At 74.0% G+C, this 21,172-nt stretch carries 16 protein-coding genes and 2 pseudogenes; 14 read left to right on the forward strand and 4 right to left on the reverse strand.

From position 1 onward, the window contains the following. Positions 1–29 precede the first annotated feature (29 nt). Genes XF36_RS30295 through XF36_RS11170 form a run of 3 tightly spaced genes read left to right on the forward strand, consistent with a single transcriptional unit; the run spans position 30 to position 4,025 of the window. Positions 30–938 (forward strand): alpha/beta hydrolase fold domain-containing protein, encoded by a 909-nt coding sequence (locus XF36_RS30295; protein WP_202968507.1) that lies wholly within the window; start codon positions 30–32, stop codon positions 936–938. 38 nt (positions 939–976) lie between these two features. Then, complete coding sequence (locus XF36_RS11165) at positions 977–1,948, forward strand: quinone oxidoreductase family protein (RefSeq protein WP_060711937.1); 972 nt, start codon at positions 977–979, stop codon at positions 1,946–1,948. Between the two features lie 52 nt (positions 1,949–2,000). Continuing rightward, positions 2,001–4,025: a S9 family peptidase gene (locus XF36_RS11170; RefSeq protein ID WP_060711938.1), complete on the forward strand. Its 2,025-nt coding sequence runs from the start codon at positions 2,001–2,003 to the stop codon at positions 4,023–4,025. Positions 4,026–4,059: 34 nt separating this feature from the next. Here XF36_RS11170 and XF36_RS11175 read toward each other — a convergent pair whose 3' ends face one another. Further along, entirely contained in the window at positions 4,060–5,001 is a 942-nt protein-coding gene (locus XF36_RS11175) for a heme o synthase (RefSeq protein WP_082375815.1), read from the reverse strand. A gap of 485 nt (positions 5,002–5,486) precedes the next feature. Here XF36_RS11175 and tkt point away from each other — a divergent pair, with 485 nt between their 5' ends. The 10 genes and pseudogenes from tkt to XF36_RS33985 all read left to right on the forward strand — a co-directional run. After that, positions 5,487–7,607 (forward strand): transketolase, encoded by a 2,121-nt coding sequence (gene tkt / locus XF36_RS11180; RefSeq protein WP_060714602.1) that lies wholly within the window; start codon positions 5,487–5,489, stop codon positions 7,605–7,607. Positions 7,608–7,618: 11 nt separating this feature from the next. Further along, on the forward strand, positions 7,619–8,728 hold the full coding sequence (tal, locus tag XF36_RS11185; RefSeq protein WP_060714603.1) for a transaldolase: 1,110 nt from the start codon (positions 7,619–7,621) through the stop codon (positions 8,726–8,728). Continuing rightward, on the forward strand, positions 8,729–8,962 hold the full coding sequence (locus XF36_RS11190; RefSeq protein WP_060711939.1) for a hypothetical protein: 234 nt from the start codon (positions 8,729–8,731) through the stop codon (positions 8,960–8,962). Positions 8,963–9,046: 84 nt separating this feature from the next. Beyond that, entirely contained in the window at positions 9,047–10,402 is a 1,356-nt protein-coding gene (locus XF36_RS11195; RefSeq protein ID WP_060711940.1) for a hypothetical protein, read from the forward strand. 42 nt (positions 10,403–10,444) lie between these two features. After that, complete coding sequence (gene zwf / locus XF36_RS11200) at positions 10,445–11,989, forward strand: glucose-6-phosphate dehydrogenase (RefSeq protein ID WP_060711941.1); 1,545 nt, start codon at positions 10,445–10,447, stop codon at positions 11,987–11,989. Positions 11,990–12,029: 40 nt separating this feature from the next. Next, entirely contained in the window at positions 12,030–12,980 is a 951-nt protein-coding gene (gene opcA / locus XF36_RS11205; RefSeq protein WP_060711942.1) for a glucose-6-phosphate dehydrogenase assembly protein OpcA, read from the forward strand. Beyond that, a complete protein-coding gene (pgl, locus tag XF36_RS11210; RefSeq protein ID WP_060711943.1) occupies positions 12,977–13,768 on the forward strand; it encodes a 6-phosphogluconolactonase in 792 nt (263 codons plus the stop codon). Before opcA ends, pgl begins: the two co-directional genes overlap by 4 nt. A gap of 75 nt (positions 13,769–13,843) precedes the next feature. Continuing rightward, positions 13,844–15,043: a formate-dependent phosphoribosylglycinamide formyltransferase gene (gene purT, locus XF36_RS11215; RefSeq protein WP_060711944.1), complete on the forward strand. Its 1,200-nt coding sequence runs from the start codon at positions 13,844–13,846 to the stop codon at positions 15,041–15,043. Positions 15,044–15,269: 226 nt separating this feature from the next. Then, a pseudogene (locus tag XF36_RS33980) lies at positions 15,270–16,256 on the forward strand (IS481 family transposase); the annotation flags it as partial. A 63-nt stretch (positions 16,257–16,319) separates the two neighbouring features. Continuing rightward, positions 16,320–17,438 (forward strand): annotated as a pseudogene (locus tag XF36_RS33985) (patatin-like phospholipase family protein); the annotation flags it as partial. Between the two features lie 5 nt (positions 17,439–17,443). Here XF36_RS33985 and XF36_RS11225 read toward each other — a convergent pair. Together XF36_RS11225 and XF36_RS11230 are read right to left on the reverse strand one after the other, a co-directional pair. After that, entirely contained in the window at positions 17,444–17,782 is a 339-nt protein-coding gene (locus tag XF36_RS11225) for a P-II family nitrogen regulator (RefSeq protein WP_060711945.1), read from the reverse strand. After that, positions 17,779–19,146 carry an ammonium transporter gene (locus tag XF36_RS11230; protein ID WP_202968508.1) on the reverse strand — a complete coding sequence of 456 codons (1,368 nt, stop codon included), beginning with the start codon at positions 19,144–19,146 and terminating at the stop codon, positions 17,779–17,781. The genes XF36_RS11225 and XF36_RS11230 overlap by 4 nt, the downstream gene beginning before the upstream one ends. Positions 19,147–19,404: 258 nt before the next feature. On the opposite strand from XF36_RS11230, the gene XF36_RS11235 reads away from it, so the two are divergent. After that, on the forward strand, positions 19,405–19,827 hold the full coding sequence (locus XF36_RS11235) for a DoxX family protein (RefSeq protein WP_060711946.1): 423 nt from the start codon (positions 19,405–19,407) through the stop codon (positions 19,825–19,827). A gap of 69 nt (positions 19,828–19,896) precedes the next feature. On the opposite strand, the gene XF36_RS11240 is transcribed toward XF36_RS11235, so the two are convergent. After that, the gene (locus tag XF36_RS11240) at positions 19,897–21,153 is read right to left on the reverse strand and encodes a TrpB-like pyridoxal phosphate-dependent enzyme (RefSeq protein WP_060714605.1); all 1,257 of its coding nucleotides are present in this window, start codon (positions 21,151–21,153) and stop codon (positions 19,897–19,899) included. Between the last annotated feature and the right edge of the window lie 19 nt (positions 21,154–21,172).

Here is a 21,172-nt window from a genome sequence, read left to right on the forward strand (position 1 = left end):
CAGGTGCTGTTCGTCGACGGAGGCGCCGCATGAGCCGGGCCCAGGCGGCGGCGATCGAGCAGCTGCTGCGTTCCGGACCGCTGGACCTCGGCGGTGACCTACGCGAGCAGCGTCCGTCGGCCTTCGACGACGCCTCCGAGGCCTACCGAGGACTGCTCGCCACGGGGATCGATCCGATGGATGTCGTCGTCGCCGGCGAATCGGCGGGCGGCGGGCTGGCGCTCGCCCTCCTGATGGGGCTGAGCGGACGGGGACTGCCGCGGCCCGCCGCCGCCGTGCTGTTCCCGCCGTGGGCCGACCTCACCGTCTCCGGCCGGTCGGCGACCACGCACGCGACGGTGGACCCCGCCCTCACGCCGTCGGGCCTGCGTACCCGCGCAGCGGACTACGCGGGCGGCACCGATCCCGCGCACGCGGTGTTGAGCCCGCTCTTCGGTCGCTTCACCGGGCTGCCGCCGCTGCTCGTGCGCCGGCACGCACGAGCTCGTCCTGGACGATGCCGTACGTGTCGCGGCCGCCGCCGCGGCCGCGCACGTCGAGGTCACCCTGGAGATCACCCCGCGAGTTCCTCACGGCTTCGCCTCCGAGCTCGACGAAGGCGATCGGGCTCTGCGTTCGGCTGCCGCGTTCATGGCCCGGCACACCCGGACCACGACGGCGACGGAGTACATGAAGTAGACGGGGTGGCGGAACCGACGATGTCGATCGTCCACATCGCCGGCACCGGCACGACCCCCTCCCTGGCCGCCGGCGGTCGGCATCGACGGCGTGCACCGCTCGGCATTCGGGGACCGGATCCGCAGCGGGGGCACCATCGGCGCACTGGCGGACCTGCACTCCGCCGCCCGCTGGGCCCAGCGGGCGGCGGCTGCGGCGACCGCCGTCGTCGCGGTCGTGCTCGTCTCCCGGATGCTGCGCCGCGACGCGTGCGGGCATGATCGGGCCCGGCAGCAGCGGCGAGCGACGAGGAGGACACATGCGTGCGGTACAGGTGCGGGAGCCCGGCGGGTCCGAGGTGCTGGAGGTCGTCGACACCGACGCCCCGGTCCCGGGTCCGGGCGAGGTGCTGGTGGAGGTCGCCGCGGCCGGCGTGAACTTCATCGACACCTACCAGCGCGAGGGCATCTACCCGATGCCGACGCCCTACGTCGCGGGGCTGGAGGGCGCGGGCCGGGTCACCGCGCTGGGCCCGGACGTCGACGGCGTCGCGGTCGGGGACCGGATCGCCTGGGCCAACACCCTGGGCAGCTACGCCGAGCAGGTCGCCGTGCCGTGGGCGAAGGCCGTCCCGGTGCCCGACGGCGTCGCCGACGACGTCGCGGTCGGCGCGGCGCTGCAGGGCATGACCGCGCACTTCCTGGTCACCGACTGCTTCACGCTGCGCGGCGGGGAGACGATCCTGCTGCACGCCGCGGCCGGGGGCGTCGGGCTGCTGCTCACCCAGCTGGCCGTCGCGAAGGGCGCCCGGGTGATCGCCACGACGTCGACGCCGGAGAAGGCCGAGCTGGCCCGCGGGGCCGGCGCCGACGAGGTGATCGACTACACCGCCGTCGACGACCTGGCCGCCGCCGTCCGCGACCTCACCGGCGGCGAGGGCGTGCACGCGGCGTTCGACTCGGTCGGGCGCAGCACGTTCGACGCGAGCCTGGCCTCGGTGCGCCGTCGCGGCACGCTGGTGATCTACGGCGCCGCGTCCGGCCCGGTCGAGCCGTTCGACCCGCAGCGGCTCAACGCGGCGGGGTCGCTGTACCTGACCCGCCCGAAGCTGTTCGACTACATCGCCACCACCGACGAGCTGCGCGCCCGCGCGGCGGCCGTCTACGGCGAGGTCGCCGCGGGCCGCCTCGACGTGCGGATCGGGCACCGCTACGGCCTGGCGGACGCCCGCACCGCCCACGACGACCTGCAGGGCCGCCGCACCACAGGCAAGGTGCTGCTCGTCCCCTGACGTGGTGCCACGGGGGTCGGTCCGCCGCGCGGCGTGCGGTAGAACCGACGGCGTGACCGACACCCCGTTCCACGACCTCGACGCTTACGTCGCGCTCCCCCGCCTCGGCGGGCTCACCCTGTCCCCCGACGGGGAGCGCCTGGTCACCAGCGTCGCCGAGCTCGACGCCGACGGCACCCGCTACCGGGCCGCCCTGTGGGAGATCGACCCCGCGGGGGACGCCCCGGCGCGGCGGCTGACCCGGGGCGCGGCCGGCGAGTCCGGGCCGGTCTTCACCCCCGACGGCGACCTGCTGTTCCGGTCCGCCCGCCCCGACCCCGACGCCACCGGGGAGGCCGAGCCGCCGACCTCGCTGTGGCGCCTCCCGGAGGCCGGGGGCGAGGCCGAGCCCGCCGGGACGCGGCCCGGCGGGATCTCCGCGGTCGCCGTCGCCGCCGACGCGGGGACGGTCGTCGTGTCCTCCCCCACGCTGCCCGGTGCCACCACGACCGACGAGGACGAGCAGCGCCGCACCGCGCGCACCGAGGGCAAGGTCACCGCGATCCTGCACACCGGCTACCCGGTGCGGCACTGGGACCACGACCTCGGCCCGGCCGAGGAGCGGCTGCTCCTGTCCACGCCCGGTGACACCGACCCCTGGCAGGACCTCACCCCGGCGCCGGGCCGCGCGCTGGACGAGACCGCGTTCGACGTCTCCCCCGACGGCGGCTCGGTGGTGACCGGCTGGAACCGCGCGCACGGCCACGGCACCTGGCGGCCGGGCCTGGTCGTGGTCGACACCGCGTCCGGGGAGCACCGCGACCTCACCGACGACGACGGCCACGAGTACTCCGCGCCCCGGGTCAGCCCGGACGGGCGGACCGTCGTCGCGCTGCGCGAACACGTCTCCACCCCGGAGGTCGCGCCGCGGACCGAGCTGGTCCTGGTCCCGCTCGCCGGTGGCGCACCGCGCCCGGTGGCACCGGGCTGGGACCGGTGGCCCACCGCGGCGCGCTGGACCCGCGACGGGTCCGCGCTGGTGGTCACCGCCGACGAGAACGGCCGCGGCCCGCTGTTCCGGATCGACCTGGGCACGACCGGGGAGGACGACACCGTCACCCGGCTGACCGGCGACCACGGCACCTACTCCGACCCGTGCCCGTCGCCGGACGGGCGGTGGGTCTACGCACTGCGCCACGCCTACGACGCGCCCCCCGTCCCGGTCCGGATCCCCGCCGACGGCCACGACGCCGACCCGGAGCACCTGCCCGCACCCGCCGCGGCGCCCGCACTGCCCGGTTCGCTCACCGAGCTGGAGACCACCGCCGCCGACGGCACCCGGGTCCGCGCCTGGCTGGTCCTGCCCGAGGGCGCCGACGCCGAGCACCCGGCCCCGCTGCTGCTGTGGATCCACGGCGGCCCGCTGGCCAGCTGGAACGCCTGGTCGTGGCGGTGGAACCCGTGGCTGATGGCCGCACGCGGCTGGGCCGTGCTGCTGCCCGACCCGGCTCTGTCGACCGGCTACGGCCAGGACTTCGTCCAGCGCGGCTGGGGCGCCTGGGGCGGCGCGCCGTTCACCGACCTGATGGCCGCCACCGACGCCGCGACCGCCCGGCCCGACGTCGACGACACCCGCACCGCGGCGATGGGCGGCTCCTTCGGCGGCTACATGGCCAACTGGGTCGCCGGGCACACCGACCGGTTCGCCGCGATCGTCACCCACGCCAGCCTGTGGGCGCTCGACCAGTTCGGACCGACGACCGACCACGCCGAGTACTGGCTGACCGAGATGACCCCGGCGATGGCGCAGGCCAACAGCCCCCACCGGCACGCCGACGCGATCGTCACCCCGATGCTGGTGATCCACGGCGACCGCGACTACCGGGTGCCGATCGGCGAGGGGCTGCGGCTGTGGTGGGACCTGGTGTCCCGGCAGGCCGACCCGGAGGCCAACCCGCACCGGTTCCTGTACTTCCCCGACGAGAACCACTGGGTCCTCGCCCCGAACCACGCGAAGGTCTGGTACCGCACGGTGTGGGCGTTCCTGGACCACCACGTGCTGGGCACGGAGTGGGAGACCCCGGACCTGTTGCGCTGACCGGCCACCGCCCCGGCGGGCTGCCGGTCCGGGCTCAGAACAGGACCGGCAGCCCCAGCGCGGCGTCGACGGCGATCGCCGCGAACAGCACGCACAGGTAGATGTTCGACAGGTGGAACAGCGGCATCGGGGAGATCTCGCGGCCCTCCTTCACCTGGTGGTGCAGCCGGTGCGCACGGAACACGAAGTAGGCCCCGCCGAGCAGCGCCACCGCGAGGTACACCCACGACGTCACCGGCAGCAGGAGCAGGCTCCAGGCCACCATCACCCAGCTGTAGACCACGATCCGCACCGACACCGCGGGCGCGGGCGCGACGACCGGGAGCATCGGCACCCCGGCGGCGGCGTAGTCCTCGCGGTAGCGCATCGCCAGTGCCCAGAAGTGCGGCGGCGTCCAGAAGAAGATCACACCGAACATGACCAGCGCGGGCCACTCGACGGTGCCGGTCACCGCGGCCCAGCCGATCACGACCGGCATGCAGCCCGCGGCACCGCCCCACACGATGTTCTGCGAGGTCCGCCGCTTGAGCAGCATCGTGTAGACGAGCACGTAGAACGCGATCGCGGCCAGCGACAGCACGGCGGCGAGCCAGTTCGTGCTCAGGCCGAGCCACACCGAGCTCAGAGCGGCCAGCACCAGGCCGAACACCAGCGCGTTGCGGGTGGGGACCTGTCCCCGCGCCAGCGGACGGCGGGCGGTGCGCGCCATCTTCTGGTCGATGTCGGCGTCGACGACGCAGTTCAGCGCGTGCGCCGCAGCGGCGGCCATCGCGCCGCCGACCAGGGTGGCCGCGATCAGCAGCAGCGACGGCACGCCGCGCTGGGCCAGGAACATGGCGGGCACGGTGACGACGAGCAGCTGCTCGATGATCCGCGTCTTGGTGAGGCCCAGATAGGCCGTCACCGTGGCGCGGACGCGGGCGAGGCGCCCGGTCGGTGCCGCCGGGACCACCACGGTCGTGGCGGGGGGCGTCACCGCCGGCGCGGCGTCCGGTCCGGCCGGGACGTGCTCGGCCGGCGCTCCGGCCTCGTCGGCCCGGCTCCGCCCTGACGCGGGTGCGCTCACCTGTTCGTACCTCGCTCGGTTCGACGTAGTGATCCCGCGCCGCCCGAGGGGCCGCACCGGCTCGGTGCCGTGGACACCGGTTGGGTAGCCGCGGTGGCGACCTCCCTAGTTCTACAGCGCGTCGATGCTAACCGGTGGCATGCGTGGCGGGCCCGCCGGGTACACCGACCTCGGCGCCCCGGTCCGCCGAACGCCACGAGGCGCAAAGCCGCAGGCCGCGGGCGTGAGCAGTAGGGTGTTCCGGGTCGGGGCGGCGAGGATGCCGCCAGGTGGTCCGGGTCACCACGACACCCGCCGACGTCGCCGCCACCGCAGTGGCCGCGACCACCGGGCGGACCTCCGGATCCACCACCGGCAGACCGACGACCGTCGACGCGAGTACAGGAGCCATCGCCTTGTCCGAGACCGCTACGTCCCCCCACGCCGGGGACAGCGCCGTCGCCGCGCTCACCCGCGCGCACGTCCCCGACGACTGGACCGACCTCGACCGCAGGGCCGTGGACACCATCCGTGTGCTGGCCGCGGACGCGGTCCAGAAGTGCGGCAGCGGACACCCCGGCACCGCGATGAGCCTGGCCCCGCTGGCGTACACGCTGTTCCAGCGCGTCATGCGCCACGACCCGGCCGACCCGGACTGGATGGGCCGCGACCGGTTCGTGCTCTCCGCGGGCCACTCCAGCCTCACCCTCTACATCCAGCTCTACCTGGCCGGCTACGGCCTGGAGCGCGAGGACCTCGAGAGCCTCCGCACGTGGGGCTCGCTCACCCCGGGCCACCCGGAGTGGGGCCACACCCGCGGCGTCGAGATGACCACCGGCCCGCTGGGCCAGGGGCTGTCCTCGGCCGTCGGGATGGCGATCGCCGCCCGTCGCGAGCGCGGCCTGTTCGACCCGGACGCCCCCGAGGGGTCCTCGCCGTTCGACCACCAGATCTACGTGATCGCCTCCGACGGCGACATCGAGGAGGGCGTCACCTCCGAGGCGTCGTCGCTGGCCGGCCGCCAGGAGCTCGGCAACCTCACGGTGATCTACGACGCGAACGAGATCTCCATCGAGGACGACACCAACATCGCGTTCAACGAGGACACCGCGAAGCGGTACGAGGCCTACGGCTGGCACGTGCAGGTCGTCGAGGGCGGCGAGAACGTCACCGGCATCCTCGCCGCGCTCGAGGCCGCGAAGGCCGAGACCGGCCGTCCGTCGATCATCGTGCTCAAGACCGTGATCGGCTACCCGTCGCCGAACAAGATGAACACCGGTGCCGCGCACGGCTCGGCGCTCGGTGACGACGAGGTCCGCGAGGTCAAGAAGGTCCTCGGGTTCGACCCGGACCAGGACTTCGAGGTCGACGCCGACGTCCTCGCCCACACCCGGGCCGTCGGCGCGCGCTCCCGCGCCGCGCAGGACACCTGGCAGGGCACCTTCGACGAGTGGGCGCAGCGCGAGCCGCAGCGCAAGCAGCTGCTCGACCGGCTGCTCGCCAAGGAGCTCCCCGAGGGCTGGGCGGACGCGCTGCCGCACTTCGACACCGACGAGAAGGGCCTCGCGACCCGCAAGGCCTCCGGCACCGTGCTCGGCGCGCTGGCCGAGGTGCTGCCGGAGCTGTGGGGCGGCTCGGCCGACCTGGCGGAGTCGAACAACACCACGATGAAGGGCGTCGACTCGTTCGGCCCGAAGTCGGCCTCGACCGGCATGTGGACGACCTCCCCCTACGGCCGCACGCTGCACTTCGGTGTCCGCGAGCACGCGATGGGCGCGGTCCTCAACGGCATCGCCCTGCACGGCCCGACCCGCGCCTACGGCGGCACCTTCCTGGTGTTCTCCGACTACATGCGCCCGGCGGTCCGCCTCGCCGCCCTGATGAAGACCAACCCGATCTACGTGTGGACGCACGACTCGATCGGTCTGGGCGAGGACGGCCCGACCCACCAGCCGATCGAGCAACTGGCCGCGCTGCGCGCGATCCCGGGCCTGTCGGTGGTCCGCCCCGGTGACGCCAACGAGACCGTGTACGCCTGGAAGGCGGCGCTGGAGCGCCCGTCGGACGGGCCGATCGGGTTCGCGCTGACCCGCCAGAACGTGCCGACACTGCCGGGCACCTCCGCCGAGGGCGTCGCGCGCGGCGGCTACGTGCTGTCCGACGCCTCGACCGGCGTCCCGCAGGTCGTGATCGTCGCCACCGGCTCCGAGCTGCACCTCGCGGTCGAGGCGCGGAAGAAGCTGGAGGCCGACGGCGTCGGTACCCGTGTGGTGTCCATGCCGTGCGTCGAGTGGTTCGACGCCCAGGACGAGGCCTACCGCGAGTCGGTCCTGCCGTCCGCGGTGCGGGCCAGGGTCTCGGTCGAGGCCGGGATCGCGATGCCGTGGCGCGCCGTCGTGGGTGACGCCGGGCGCTCGGTGTCCATCGAGCACTTCGGTGCCAGCGCCGACGCCGCCACCCTGTTCGAGAAGTTCGGCTTCACCGCCGACACCGTCGCCGACGCCGCGCGGGAGACCCTCGCCGCGACGACGGCGTGAAGGGAGCGAACGTGAGCAACGACCGACTGGCCGCACTCTCCGCGGCCGGAGTCTCCATCTGGCTCGACGACCTGTCCCGCGAACGGCTGACCTCGGGCAGCCTGGCCGAGCTCATCGAGGACAAGCACGTAGTCGGGGTCACCACCAACCCGACGATCTTCGCGGGCGCGCTGTCCGACGGCGCCGCCTACGACGCCCAGGTCCGCGAGCTCGCCGCCCGCGGCGCCGACGTCGACACCGCGATCCGCGAGATCACCGTCGCCGACGTGCAGCAGGCCTGCGACGTGTTCTCCGGCGTCTTCGAGCGCACCGGCGGCGTCGACGGCCGGGTCTCCCTGGAGGTGGACCCGCGGCTGGCGCACGACACCGAGGGCACCGCCGCCCAGGCGAGCGAGCTGTCCAAGGCCGTCGACCGGCCGAACCTGCTGGTGAAGATCCCGGCGACCGAGGAGGGCCTGCCGGCCATCACCCGGGCGACCGCCGAGGGCATCAGCGTGAACGTGACGCTGATCTTCTCCGTCGAGCGTTACAAGCTCGTGATGGACGCCTACCTGACCGGCCTGGAGCAGGCCCTGGAGAACGGACAGGACCTGTCCCGGATCCACTCGGTCGGCTCGTTCTTCGTGTCCCGTGTGGACTCCGAGATCGACAAGCGGCTCGAGGCGATCGGCGGCGAGCAGGCGCTCGGTCTGCGCGGGAAGGCGGCCGTCGCGAACTCGCGGCTGGCCTACGCCGCCTACCGCGACGCGTTCTCCGGCGCCCGCTGGGACGCCCTCGCCGCGAAGGGTGCGCACGCCCAGCGCCCGCTGTGGGCCTCGACCGGGGTGAAGAACCCCGACTACCCGGACACGCTGTACGTGTCCGAGCTGGTCGTGGACAACACCGTCAACACGATGCCCGAGAAGACCCTGCTGGCCTTCGCCGACCACGGCGAGGTGAACGGGGACAAGGTCACCGACACCGCCGGGGCGTCCCAGCAGGTCTTCACCGACCTGGAGGGCCAGGGCATCGACCTCGACGACGTGTTCCTCACCCTGGAGAACGAGGGCGTCGAGAAGTTCGCGAAGTCCTGGACCGAGCTGCAGGACACCGTCCGCGGCCAGCTCGACTCCGCGAAGTAGTTGGACGAGGTCACTCCCGGCGGCGACGGGGCCGACCTCGGCTCCGCCGCCGGCGGCCCGGCCGCACCCGCACCCTCCCCGGTGCGGGTGCGGCTCGCCGGTGAGCCGTTCGCCGGGGCCGCCCGGCGGATCGCCGCCGAGCTGGCAGGCGAGACCGTCGCCTCCCGCCTCGCCGACGGCGACCCCAGCGTCTGGGGGCCCCGCGCGGCGGGCGCCCCGCCCCGCACCGGCTAGGCCGGGCTCGCCACCCGCAGCCGGCCACTCGTCGGCCAGGTCGCCGCGCTGCGCGAGCGGTTCGCCGTCGCCGGTGCGCACCGCGTGCTGCTCGTCGGCACGCCCGACGCGGTCGCCGCGGCCCGGGTGGTCGCCGGGACCGCCCCGGACGGGACCCGGCTGACCGCACTGGACTCCGCGGACCCCGTGCAGGTCGCGGAGGCGCTGTCCGGGGAGCTCGCCGAGACCGTCCTCGTCGTCGCCGACGCGGCGGGCACCGACCCGGTCGTCGCGGCCGTCACCCGGGTGGTCGCCGCCGCGATCGCCGAGGAGGTCGGCGCGCAGGCACTCGCCGCGCGCACCGTGTACGTGACCGAGCCCGGCTCGCCGCTGGACGTCCCCGCCGACCCCGGTCCGGTCGTGGTCAGCCTCGATGCCGACGTTCCCGGCCGTTTCGGCGTGCTGGGACCGCTCGGGCTGGTCCCCGCGGGGCTCGCCGGAGCGGACGTGCCCGCCGTCCTGGGCGACGCCGTCGCCGCCGAGCGGGCACTGGCCGCCGACGACCCGGACAACCCGGCGCTGCTGCTGGCCGGTGCGCTCGTCGCGGGCCGCGGCTCGCTGCTCGCCCTGCGCGACGTCGAGCGCTCCCCCGCCCTGACCGGCTGGCTGGCCCCGCTGCTCACCGCCGCCGGGCTCACCGTCGTGCCGGTGCCGCCCGACGAGCCGGTCGGCGCGGGCCCCGGCCCCCGCGAGCCCACCGCTCCCGCGGGCGTCGTGGACGTGCACGCCGACGGCACCGGGCCGCGGCCCGGGCCGGGCCACGGCGCGGTGCGGCTCGACGCCGGACCGGGGGCCGCGGTCGTGCTGTGGCAGGCCGCCGCGGCGCTGGCCGGGCGGGTGCTCGACACCGACCCGTTCGCGCCCGCCCCACCCGCGCCCGCCGACGGCACCGACCCCGCGCCGTCGTTCGTCGACGGTGGGATCGCGGTGCACGCCGGGGACTGGCTGCCGGCCGGCACCCGCACCGTCGCCGGTGCGCTCGACGCGCTGGCCGCCGTCGCCGACGGGGCCCCGGCGGTCGTCTCGGCCTGGCTGGACCCGGAGTCCGACGCCTCGGTCTCGGTGCTGCGCGGGCCACTGGTGGCCCGGCTCGGGCTGCCCGTCGCGTTCGGCTGGGCCCCGGCCTGCCGCAGCGGCGACACCGGTGCACCGGACGTCGCGGTGCACTGTCACCTGACCGGGGACGGACCCGGCGGTGATCTTCCGGGATCCGTCGGCGCGGGCGCCTCGCCGCCCGGCCCGGGACTGGATAGCCTGCACGCGGCACAGGCCCGGGCGGTCATCGACGACCAGCGACGCCGGGGACGTCCGGTGCTGCGGCTGCACCTGACCGACCGGCTCGCCGGGCTGGTCACCCTGGCCAGGGCCGTGACATCGGCACAGTCGTCGACAGAGCCGTGACCCGGTGTCCCGATCACGAGAACACCAGTACTAGGAGGGGCGATGCCCACCGCGAACGGCGGACGGACCAACCCGCTGCGCGACCCCCGTGACAAGCGGCTCCCCCGGATCGCCGGCCCCTGCGGACTGGTGATCTTCGGAGTGACGGGGGACCTGTCACGCAAGAAGCTCATGCCCGCGATCTACGACCTCGCCAACCGAGGACTGCTGCCGCCGGGCTTCGCCCTGACCGGTTTCGCCCGGCGCGACTGGGACAACGAGGACTTCGGCCAGGTCGTCTACGAGGCCGTGCGCGAGCACGCCCGCACCCCGTTCCGGCAGGAGGTGTGGGACCACCTCGCCGAGGGCCTGCGGTTCGTCCAGGGCTCCTTCGACGACGACGCCGCCTTCGACGAGCTGGAGCGCACGGTGCGCGAGCTCGACGAGAAGCGCGGCACCGGCGGCAACCACGCGTTCTACCTGTCGATCCCGCCAGGCGCGTTCCCGGTGGTCTGCAAGCAGCTCGCCCGCTCCGGACTGTCCGCCCAGGAGGACCCGGACGTCTGGCGGCGGGTCGTCATCGAGAAGCCGTTCGGCCACGACCTGACCTCGGCCATCGAGCTCAACGCCATCGTCAACGACGTCTTCCCCGAGGACTCGGTGTTCCGCATCGACCACTACCTCGGCAAGGAGACCGTCCAGAACGTGCTGGCGCTGCGGTTCGCCAACCAGCTGTTCGAGCCGATCTGGAACGCCAACTACGTCGACCACGTCCAGATCACCATGGCCGAGGACATCGGCCTGGGCGGTCGCGCCGGCTACTACGACGGCATCGGCGCGGCCCGCGACGTCATCCAGAACCACCTGCTGCAGCTGCTCGCGTTCACCGCGATGGAGGAGCCGACGTCGTTCTCCTCCGACGAGCTGCGCGCGGAGAAGATCAAGGTCCTCAAGGCGGTCAAGCTCGCGCACCCGCTCGACGCCACCACCGCCCGCGGCCAGTACGAGGGCGGCTGGCAGGGCGGCGAGCAGGTGCCGGGACTGAAGGAGGAGGAGGGCTTCAACCCGGAGTCCACCACGGAGACCTTCGCCGCGATCACCTGCGAGGTCGAGAACCGCCGCTGGGCAGGGGTGCCGTTCTACCTGCGCACCGGCAAGCGCCTGGGCCGGCGCGTCACCGAGATCGCGGTGGTGTTCAAGCGTGCGCCGCACCTGCCGTTCGACGCGACGATGACCGAGGAGCTGGGGCAGAACGCCCTGGTCATCCGGGTGCAGCCGGACGAGGGCGTCACCATGCGGTTCGGGTCGAAGGTGCCGGGCAGCCAGATGGAGGTCCGCGACGTCACGATGGACTTCGGCTACGGCAACGCGTTCACCGAGGCGTCCCCGGAGGCCTACGAGCGCCTCATCCTCGACGTGCTGCTGGGCGAGCCGTCGCTGTTCCCGGTGAACGAGGAGGTCGAGCGGTCGTGGGAGATCCTGGACCCGGTGCTGGAGCACTGGGCCGCCGACGAGCGCGGCCCGGACTCCTACCCCGCGGGGTCCTGGGGTCCGGTGTCGGCCGAGGAGATGCTCGCCCGCACCGGACGCCACTGGAGGCGGCCGTGAGCGGACCGACGGCAGTCGCGGAGAAGACGGAGACCCCATCGTGATCATCGATCTCCCGTCGAGCACCACCTCGGCGGTCAACCGCAAGCTCGTCGAGCTCCGTGAGTCCGGCGGCGTGTTCGCGCTGGGCCGGGTGCTGACCCTGGTCGTGCTGACCGAGGACGGCCCGGAGCTCGAGCGGGCCGTGGACGCCGCGAACACGGCCAGCCGCGAGCACCCCTGCCGGGTGATCGTGCTGGCCCGCGGGCAGCGCCGGGCCTCGCCGCGGCTCGACGCCCAGATCCGGGTCGGCGGCGACGCCGGCGCCAGCGAGGTCATCCTGCTCCGCGGCTACGGCGCCCTGGCCGACGTGGACGCGGGCGCCGGGATGGTCATGCCGCTGCTGCTGCCCGACGCCCCGGTCGTCGCGTGGTGGCCGAACGAGGCGCCGGCCTCGCCGTCGGAGGACGCGGTGGGCCGCCTCGCGCAGCGCCGCATCACCGACGCGCTGTCGGCGAAGAACCCGGTGAAGGCCTTCGAGGCACGCCGCAAGGACTACGCGCCCGGCGACACCGACCTGACCTGGACCCGCCTCACCCAGTGGCGGGCCCAACTGGCCGCGGCGCTGGACGTGCCGCCGTTCGAGGGCATCACGTCGGCGCTCGTCGCCGGGGAGGCGGTGTCGCCGTCCACCGAGCTGATCGCGGGCTGGCTCGCCGCGAGCCTGGGCGTGAAGGTGAAGCGCTCGCCGTCGGAGAAGGACAACGGGCTCGCCCTGGTCCGGCTGACGCGCCCCTCCGGTGACGTCGAGCTGGCCCGACCGGACGGCAAGACCGCCCGGCTGAGCCAGCCCGGGCAGCCGGAGCGCCTCATCGCGCTGGCGCGTCGGCAGGTGTCGGACTGCCTCGCCGAGGAGCTGCGCAGGCTCGATCCGGACGAGGTGTACGCCGATGCCCTCGCCGGGGTGTCGAAGGTGACCCGCGGCCGCACCCCGGTGAAGGTGCGCGCGTGAGCGCCGCGTCGCAGGTCCGGGTCGTGGTGCACCCGGACAAGGACACCCTCGCCGCGGCTACCGCGGCCCGGCTGGTCACCGCGCTGGTGGACCTGCAGGCCGCGGGCACCGTGCCGCGGCTGGTGCTCACCGGCGGCGGGGTCGGGATCCAGCTGCTGCGCGACGTCGCCGCCTCCCCGGCGCGCGACGCCGTCGACTGGGCCCGGGTGGAGCTGTTCTGGGGCGACGAGCGCTTCGTCCCCGCCGACGACGCCGAGCGAAACGACCGCCAGGCCCGCGAGGCGCTGCTCGACGCGCTCCCGCTGGACCCGGCCCGGGTGCACCCGATGCCCGCGGCCGCGCCCGGCGGCGGCACCCGCGACGACGCGCTGGCCGCCGCGGCCGACTACGCGCGGCTGCTCGACGACCTGGCGGGCCCCGACGACGACGGCATCCCGGCGTTCGACGTGACCCTGGTCGGGATGGGCGAGGAGGGCCACACCCTGTCGGTGTTCCCCGACTCCCCCGCCGTGCACGAGCAGGCGGCGACGGTCGTCGCGGTGTTCGACTGCCCGAAGCCGCCGCCGACCCGGATCTCGCTGACCCTGGCCGCGGCGCGCCGCTCCCGCGAGGTGTGGGTGGTCGCCGCCGGGTCGGGCAAGGCACCGGCCGTCGCGGGTGCGCTCACCGGCACACCGGAGACCGAGCTGCCGGTCGGCGGGGCCCGCGGCACCGTCACGACCCGCTGGCTGCTCGACACCGAGGCGGCCGCGGAGCTGCCCGACGGGTTCGTCGCCCGGGTGTCCTGACCACCGCCCGGGCGCGGATGTGAGATGCCGCCCGGGCGGGGTGCCGCAGGTGGACCTGCGGTTAGGGTCCCCGTCATGCGTATCGGCACCCCGCTCGGCCCGGATCCCACCCGCGTGCTGCTGCTCGGCTCGGGTGAGCTGGGCAAGGAGGTCGCGATCGCGTTCCAACGCCTGGGCGTGGAGGTCGTCGCCGTCGACCGCTACCCGCACGCACCCGCGCACCAGGTGGCGCACCGCTGGCACGCGATCGACATGACCGACCCGGTGACGCTGGCGACGCTCATCGAGCAGGAGGCGCCCGATCTCGTCATCCCCGAGATCGAGGCCATCGCCACCGGCGCGCTGCTGGAGATCGAGGCGGCCGGGACGACCGTGGTGCCGACGGCACGGGCCGCGAAGCTGACCATGGACCGCGAGGGCATCCGGCGCCTCGCCGCCGAGGAGCTGAGTCTGCCCACCTCCCCCTACGTCTTCGCCGACACCCTCGACGAGGTCCGCGACGCCGTCGCCACGGTCGGGCTGCCGTGCGTACTCAAGCCGGTGATGTCGTCGTCGGGCAAGGGGCAGTCGGTCCTGCAGAGCGCCGACGACGCCGAGGCCGCCTGGGAGCACGCCCGCACCGACGCCCGGGTCTCGAACCCGCGGGTGATCGTCGAGGGCTTCGTCGAGTTCGACTACGAGATCACCCAGCTCACCGTCCGGCACGCCGGCGGCACCGCGTTCTGCGAGCCGATCGGGCACCGTCAGGAGTCCGGCGACTACGTCGAGTCCTGGCAGCCCCAGCCCATGTCCGACGCCGCGCTGGCCGCCGCCCGCGACGTCTCCGCCCGGATCACCGAGGCGCTCGGTGGGTGGGGGCTGTTCGGGGTGGAGCTGTTCGTCCGGGAGGGCCGGGACGGGAGCGGGGACACCGTGCTGTTCTCCGAGGTCAGCCCGCGCCCGCACGACACCGGCCTGGTCACACTGGCGACCCAGCGGCTCTCCGAGTTCGAGCTGCACGCCCGCTCCGTACTGGGCCTGCCGGTGGACACCGCGCTGCGCTCCCCCGGTGCGTCGGCGGTGGTCTACGGCGGCAAGGACATGGACGCCCCTGCCTACGAGGGCGTCGCCGAGGCGCTCGCGGTCGAGGGCGCGGACCTGCGGCTGTTCGGCAAGCCCACCGCGACCGAGCGGCGCCGGATGGGCGTCGCGGTCGCCCACGCCGACGACGTCGACACCGCCCGGGAGCGCGCGACCCGCGCCGCCGGTCACGTCCGGCCGGTGCCCCGGGCCTGACGGCGGGTCCCCGCCGTCGCCGTGGAGCGCGCCCACCGCGGGTAGCCTGGCGGGGTGGCTCGGACCGGACTCGTCGTGGCAGGCGCCGGGGCGCGCGGGGCCTACGTGTGATGTCCATGGACGTTGTTCCAGGTTGAGCTGATGACGGCCTGTCGCTGAGACAGGCGAGGACCCCCGGTTGTGAAGTGGAGCTGTCTAGGAACCGCTTCACCAACCGGAGGCCCTTGTGACCCACGCTAACGCTGCGCTGACTCCGCGTGCCCGGCTACGGCTGGCCCGTCTGATCGTCGACCAGGACTGGACCTGCTCCACCGCGGCCAGAATGTTCATGGTCGCCCCTCGCACCGCCCGAAAGTGGGCTGACCGCTACCGCGCCGAGGGCCCGCCCGGGATGGTCGACCGCAGCTCCCGACCACGGTCGATGCCGGCCAAGACCCCGCCGAGGCTGGTGAAGCAGATCGTGCGACTGCGGTGGCACCACCGACTCGGACCAGTACAGATCGGCGGCCGACTCGCTCTCGCCGCCTCGACCGTGCACGCGGTCCTGCGCCGCTGCCGGATCAACCGGCTCTCCCACATCGACCGGGTCACCGGCGAGCCCCTACGCCGCTACGAACACCCACACCCCGGCTCGTTGATCCACGTCGACGTCACCAAGTTCGGCAACATCCCCGACGGAGGCGGACACCGCTTCGTCGGACGCCGACAAGGCGCCCTGAACAAGCGGTCCACTCCCGGACTGCCCAGGGGAACCGACTACAAGCCGCGCACCGGCAGAGCGTTCGTCCACACCGTCATCGACGACCACTCCCGCGTCGCCTACGCCGAGATCCACAGCGACGAGAAAGCCGACACCGCCACCGGTGTGCTACGCCGGGCCGTGGACTGGTTGAACGCCCGCGGCGTGACCGTCGAACGGGTCCTGTCCGACAACGGCAGCTGCTACCGCTCACACGCCTGGCGTGACACCTGCAGCGAACTGGGCATCACCCACAAGCGAACCCGGCCCTACCGGCCTCAGACCAACGGCAAGATCGAACGTTTCCACCGCACCCTCGCCGACGGGTGGGCATACGCCCGCTTCCACCCCTGCGAAACGGCTCGGCGAGACGCGCTCCCCGGCTGGCTGCACTTCTACAATCACCACCGGCCCCACAGCGCAACCAACGGCCTACCGCCGATCAGTCGCCTGACCAACCTGCCTGGACATCACACCTACGAGGCGGGTGCGCTGACCGAGCTCCTGCCGCGGATGGCGAGGACGTGGTCGGCGCCGTCGGTCCTGGTCGGCACGAGCGCGGGCGCGCTCAACGTGGCCGCGCTGGCCGGGCTGGCCGATGTCGCTCCCGACGCCGCGGCGGCCGAGCTCGTCGCCCGGTGGTCCTCGGTGCGCACCGACGAGGTCGTGGCGCTGCCGTCGTCGGCGGTGGAGGCGACCGCAGCCTACCTCGGTGACCTCGCCGGGGTCCCGTCGTGGCTGCGCAGGCTGCTGCTGGTGCCGGACCGGGTGACCCGGCTCCTGGACGCCGACCGGCTGCGCCCGGTGGTGGACCGGGTCGTCGACTGGGACCGGTTGCACGACGCCGTCGCCCGCGGTCGGGTCGACGCCGTCGGCGTGGCGTGCACCGCGGCCGGGACCGGCGGGACCACGGTGTTCGTCGAGCGCGGGCCGGACGTGGCGCTGCCGCCGTACGACCCGGGGCGCGACATCCGCTACGTCGACGCCCGGCTGGGTCCCGACCACCTGCTCGCCTCGGCCGCGGTGCCGGTGCTGTTCGCCCCGCGCCGCATCGAGAGGGAGGCGGCCGGCTGGTACCTCGACGGCGGGGTCCGGCTCAACACCCCGCTGAAGCCCGCGCTGCGCCTGGGTGCCGACCGGGTCGGGGTCGTCGCGACGACACCGGACGTCCCGTTCGGCGCGTCCGCCGCAGCGCTGTCCCCCGCCGACCGGGTGCCCGACGTGTACGCGGTCGCCGCGCTGGCGCTGCGCATCGTGCTGGGCGCCGGGGTGACCGAGGACCTGCGGACCCTGCGCGCGGTCAACGCGCTGGTCGAGCGCGGCGAGGACCGGCGGCACCGCCGGATCGCGACCTGGTTCGCCGGGCCGCCCGCCGACCGGGCCACCGAGCTGGCGGAGCTGGCCGACGCGGTGCGCCGCCGCGAGTACGGCGGGCTGCGCGCGCTGCGGAACCCGTCGCTGGCCGTACTGGAACGGCTGGTGGGCGGCGCGGTGCCGGACGCCGACACCACCCACGGCGCGGAGCTGCTGAGCTTCCTGTTCTTCGACCCGGCGTTCGCCGCCGCGGCGGCGGAGCTGGGTGCGGCGCACGCGGCGGGCACCGCACCCGAGGGCAGGGTCGCGCGTCGCCGGACGGCCCGCCCGGCGACGCGCTGACCGGCTCAGACGGCGTCGCTGCCGCGTTCGCCCGTGCGGACCCGCACGATGGTCTCGACCGGCTGCACCCAGATCTTCCCGTCGCCGATCTTGCCCGTGCGCGCCGCCTCGGCGACGGCGTCGACGACCTTGTCGACGAGGTCGTCGTCGACGACGGTCTCGATGCGCACCTTGGGCACGTAGTCCACCGAGTACTCCGCGCCGCGGTAGATCTCGGTGTGCCCCTTCTGTCTGCCGTGGCCGCGGACCTCCCCGACGGTCAGCCCGAGCACGCCGAGGCGTTCGAGCGCGGCGCGGACGTCCTCCAGCGCGAACGGCTTGACGATGGCGGTCACGAGCTTCATCGGGTCTCCCCCACGGGCTCGCGGGTGGCCGGCGTCGCGGGGCGCGAGGCCCCGGCGAGCGCGCGGGTGCCCAGCGACGAGAAGTCGTAGGCGGTCTCGGCGTGCTCGGTCTCGTCGATGCCGGTGGCCTCGTTCTCCTCGTCGATGCGGAACCCGATGGTCACCTTGATCAGGTAACCGAGGACCAGCGCGACGACGAAGGAGTACAGCAGCACCGCGCCCGCGGCGAGTGCCTGACGGCCCAACTGGACCAATCCACCGCCGTAGAACAGGCCGTTGTCGCCGGCGGCGGCGGAGTTGACGCTGTTGTCGCCGAAGAAGCCGATGAGCAGGGTGCCCACGATGCCGCCGACGAGGTGGACGCCGACGACGTCGAGGGAGTCGTCGAGGCCGAACCGGAACTTCAGCCCGACGGCCAGCGCGCACACCGCACCGGCGATGAGCCCGATGGCCAGCGCCCCGACCGGCCGCACGAACCCGCAGGCCGGGGTGATCGCGACCAGCCCGGCGACGGCACCCGAGGCCGCACCGAGGGTGGTGGGACGCCCGTCACGGAACTGCTCCACGAGCAGCCACCCGATCAGCGCGGTCGCGGTGGCGAGCATGGTGTTGGTGAACACCGTCGCGGCGAGGTCACCGGCGGCGAGCGCGGAACCGGCGTTGAAGCCGAACCACCCGAACCACAGCAGCGCCATGCCCAGCAGCACGAAGGGCAGGTTGTGCGGGCGCATCGGCTCGCGCGGCCAGCCGCGCCGCTTGCCGAGCACGATCGCCAGCGCGAGCGCCGCGGCACCGGCGTTGATGTGCACCGCGGTGCCGCCGGCGAAGTCCTCGGCCTTGAGGGTGTTGGCGATCCAGCCGCCGACGTTGTCCGGGCCGGTGAACCCGTCGAAGGCGAAAACCCAGTGTGCGACCGGGTAGTACACGATGGTCACCCAGAGCACGACGAAGGCGGTCCAGCCCCAGAACTTCGTGCGGTCCGCGACGGCGCCGGAGATCAGGGCCGGGGTGATGACCGCGAACATGAGCTGGAACATCACGAACGCCAGCGCGGGCAGGGCGTCGGGCCCCGGCCACGGGGCCGAGTCGCTGCCGACGCCGACCATCGCGCCGACGGTGTTCGCCAGCCCGGCGAACTCGCCGCCGCCGAGGAGGCCGCCGCCCACGTCGTTGCCGAAGGCCCAGCTGTAGCCGTACAGCGCCCACAGGACGCTGACCACGGCCAGACAGATGGTGCTCATCATCAGCATGTTGAGCACGGACTTGCTGCGGGTCATCCCGCCGTAGAAGAACGCCAGTCCCGGCGTCATCAACATCACCAGCGCGGCGCTGACCAGCACCCACGCGGTGTCTCCCGCATTCACGCCCACGCGTCCTCCGTCGTCGCAGTTCCCCGACCCCGGCAGGGATCGTTCGCCCGCGGTGTTTCGTAGCGCAACCATGCGTGGTTTCCGATGGGTGTCGGGTCCGGGCACCCGGCGCGGGGCACGCAGACGCCGCCCATGCGACATACGGCACCGACGGCACGGACCGGACCGGGGGCAGGACCGGACCGATGAGTTCCGGCGCGGGGTGCGGTCTCCCCCTTACGAGGCAGGGCCGCACCACCGAGGGAGACCGCCATGACCACCATCCGCACCGAGTCCGCGTCCACCACCGCCCGTCCCCGCCGGCCGCGCGCCGCCACCGTGGGCCTGTGGGTGCTGCAGGTGCTGCTCGCCGGGATCTTCGTGATGGCCGCCGTGCCGAAGATCGGCGCCGACCCGGTCGCGGTCTCCGGCTTCGACCTGCTGGGGCTGGGGACCGCCGGGATGGTCGTCGTCGGGTGGCTGGAGCTGGCGGGCGCGGTGGCGCTGCTCGTCCCGCGGCTGTGCGGGCTCGCCGCGGCCTGCCAGGTGGTGCTGATGGTGGGGGCCACCGCGGTCACCGTGGTGCTGATGCCCGCGATGGTCGCCTTCCCGGCGCTGACCCTGGTGGCGGTGTGCGTGGTCGCGTGGGCCCGCCGCCACGACACCGCGGCCCTGGTCCGCGGCCTGCGCCGCTGACCGCCCGCACGGCGACGGCCCGGCACTCCCGCCACGGGGGTGCCGGGCCGTCGTCACGTGCCCGGGGGCTCAGCCCATCTCGTCGAGCCGGCCGTGGGTGTAGTCGTCGTAGGCGGCGAGGTCGAGGAAGCCGTGGCCGCAGTAGTTGAAGAGGATCACCTTCTCCTCCCCGGTCTCCTTCGCGGCGAGCGCCTCGTCGATGGTGGCGGCGATGGCGTGCCCGCACTCCGGCGCCGGGACCTTGCCCTCGGCGCGCGCGAACTGGATGGCGGCTTCGAACACCTTGCCCTGCGGGTAGGCGACGGCCTCCATCCGCTCGTCCTTGACCAGCGACGACACCAGCGGCGAGTCACCGTGGTAGCGCAGCCCGCCGGCGTGGATCGACGGCGGCACGAAGTCGTGGCCCAGGGTGTACATCGGCATGAGCGGGGTGAGACCCGCGGTGTCGCCGAAGTCGTAGTCGTAGCGGCCCTGGGTGAGGGTCGGGCAGGACAGCGGCTCGACGGCGCGCAGCCGCACGCCGGGGTCCGGCACGAACGGGAAGGTGATGCCGCCCAGGTTGGACCCGCCGCCGCAGGGCGCGATGACGACGTCGGGCAGCCGCTCCCCCGCCAGCGCCAGTTGCTCCTTGGCCTCCAGACCGATCACGGTCTGGTGGAGCAGCACGTGGTTGAGCACCGAGCCGAGCGCGTAGTGGGTGTCGGAGCGGCCGACGCAGTCGCGGACCGCGTCGGAGATGGCCGAGCCCAGTGAGCCGGGCTGGTCGGGCTCGTCGACCGGGGACGGCACGACCTCCCCGCCCCAGGTCTCGATCGCGATCCGCCGGTAGGGCTTCTGCCCGTAGGACGCCCGCACCATGTAGACCTTCAGGTCCAGGTCGAACTGGGCGGACGCGAACGCCAGCGCGGTCCCCCACTGGCCGGCGCCGGTCTCGGTGGTGAGCCGGGTGGTGCCCTCCCGGGCGTTGTAGAACGCCTGGGCCACCGCCGTGTTCGTCTTGTGGCTGCCTGAGGGCGAGAGCGACTCGTCCTTGAAGTAGATGCGCGCCGGGGTGCCCAGCGCCTTCTCCAGCCGGATCGCGCGGACCAGCGGCGTGGGCCGCCAGAGCCTCAGGATGTCGAGGACCTCACCGGGGACGTCGATCCACGGCTCCGCGCTGACCTCCTGCTCGATCAGGGCGGCCGGGAACAGCGGCGCCAGGTCATCCGGCACCACCGGCTCACGGGTCCCGGGATGCAGGGGCGGCTGCGGCGGCGTCGGCAGGTGCGGCACGACGTTGAACCATGCCGAGGGGATCCGGTCCGGGGGCAGCGTCCAGCGGCTCATGACCACCGAATCTAACCGG

The sequence above is a fragment of the Pseudonocardia sp. HH130629-09 genome (genome assembly GCF_001294645.1).
Classification (GTDB): Bacteria; Actinomycetota; Actinomycetes; order Mycobacteriales; family Pseudonocardiaceae; genus Pseudonocardia.

Bases quoted from the DNA above. Each gene is read 5' to 3' on its own strand.
- purT (WP_060711944.1), top strand. From the start codon at position 13,844: ATGCGTATCGGCACCCCGCTCGGCCCGGATCCCACCCGCGTGCTGCTG.
- XF36_RS11240 (WP_060714605.1), bottom strand. From the start codon at position 21,153: ATGAGCCGCTGGACGCTGCCCCCGGACCGGATCCCCTCGGCATGGTTC.
- XF36_RS30295 (WP_202968507.1), top strand. From the start codon at position 30: ATGAGCCGGGCCCAGGCGGCGGCGATCGAGCAGCTGCTGCGTTCCGGA.
- XF36_RS11165 (WP_060711937.1), top strand. From the start codon at position 977: ATGCGTGCGGTACAGGTGCGGGAGCCCGGCGGGTCCGAGGTGCTGGAG.
- XF36_RS11235 (WP_060711946.1), top strand. From the start codon at position 19,405: ATGACCACCATCCGCACCGAGTCCGCGTCCACCACCGCCCGTCCCCGC.
- zwf (WP_060711941.1), top strand. From the start codon at position 10,445: ATGCCCACCGCGAACGGCGGACGGACCAACCCGCTGCGCGACCCCCGT.
- XF36_RS11225 (WP_060711945.1), bottom strand. From the start codon at position 17,782: ATGAAGCTCGTGACCGCCATCGTCAAGCCGTTCGCGCTGGAGGACGTC.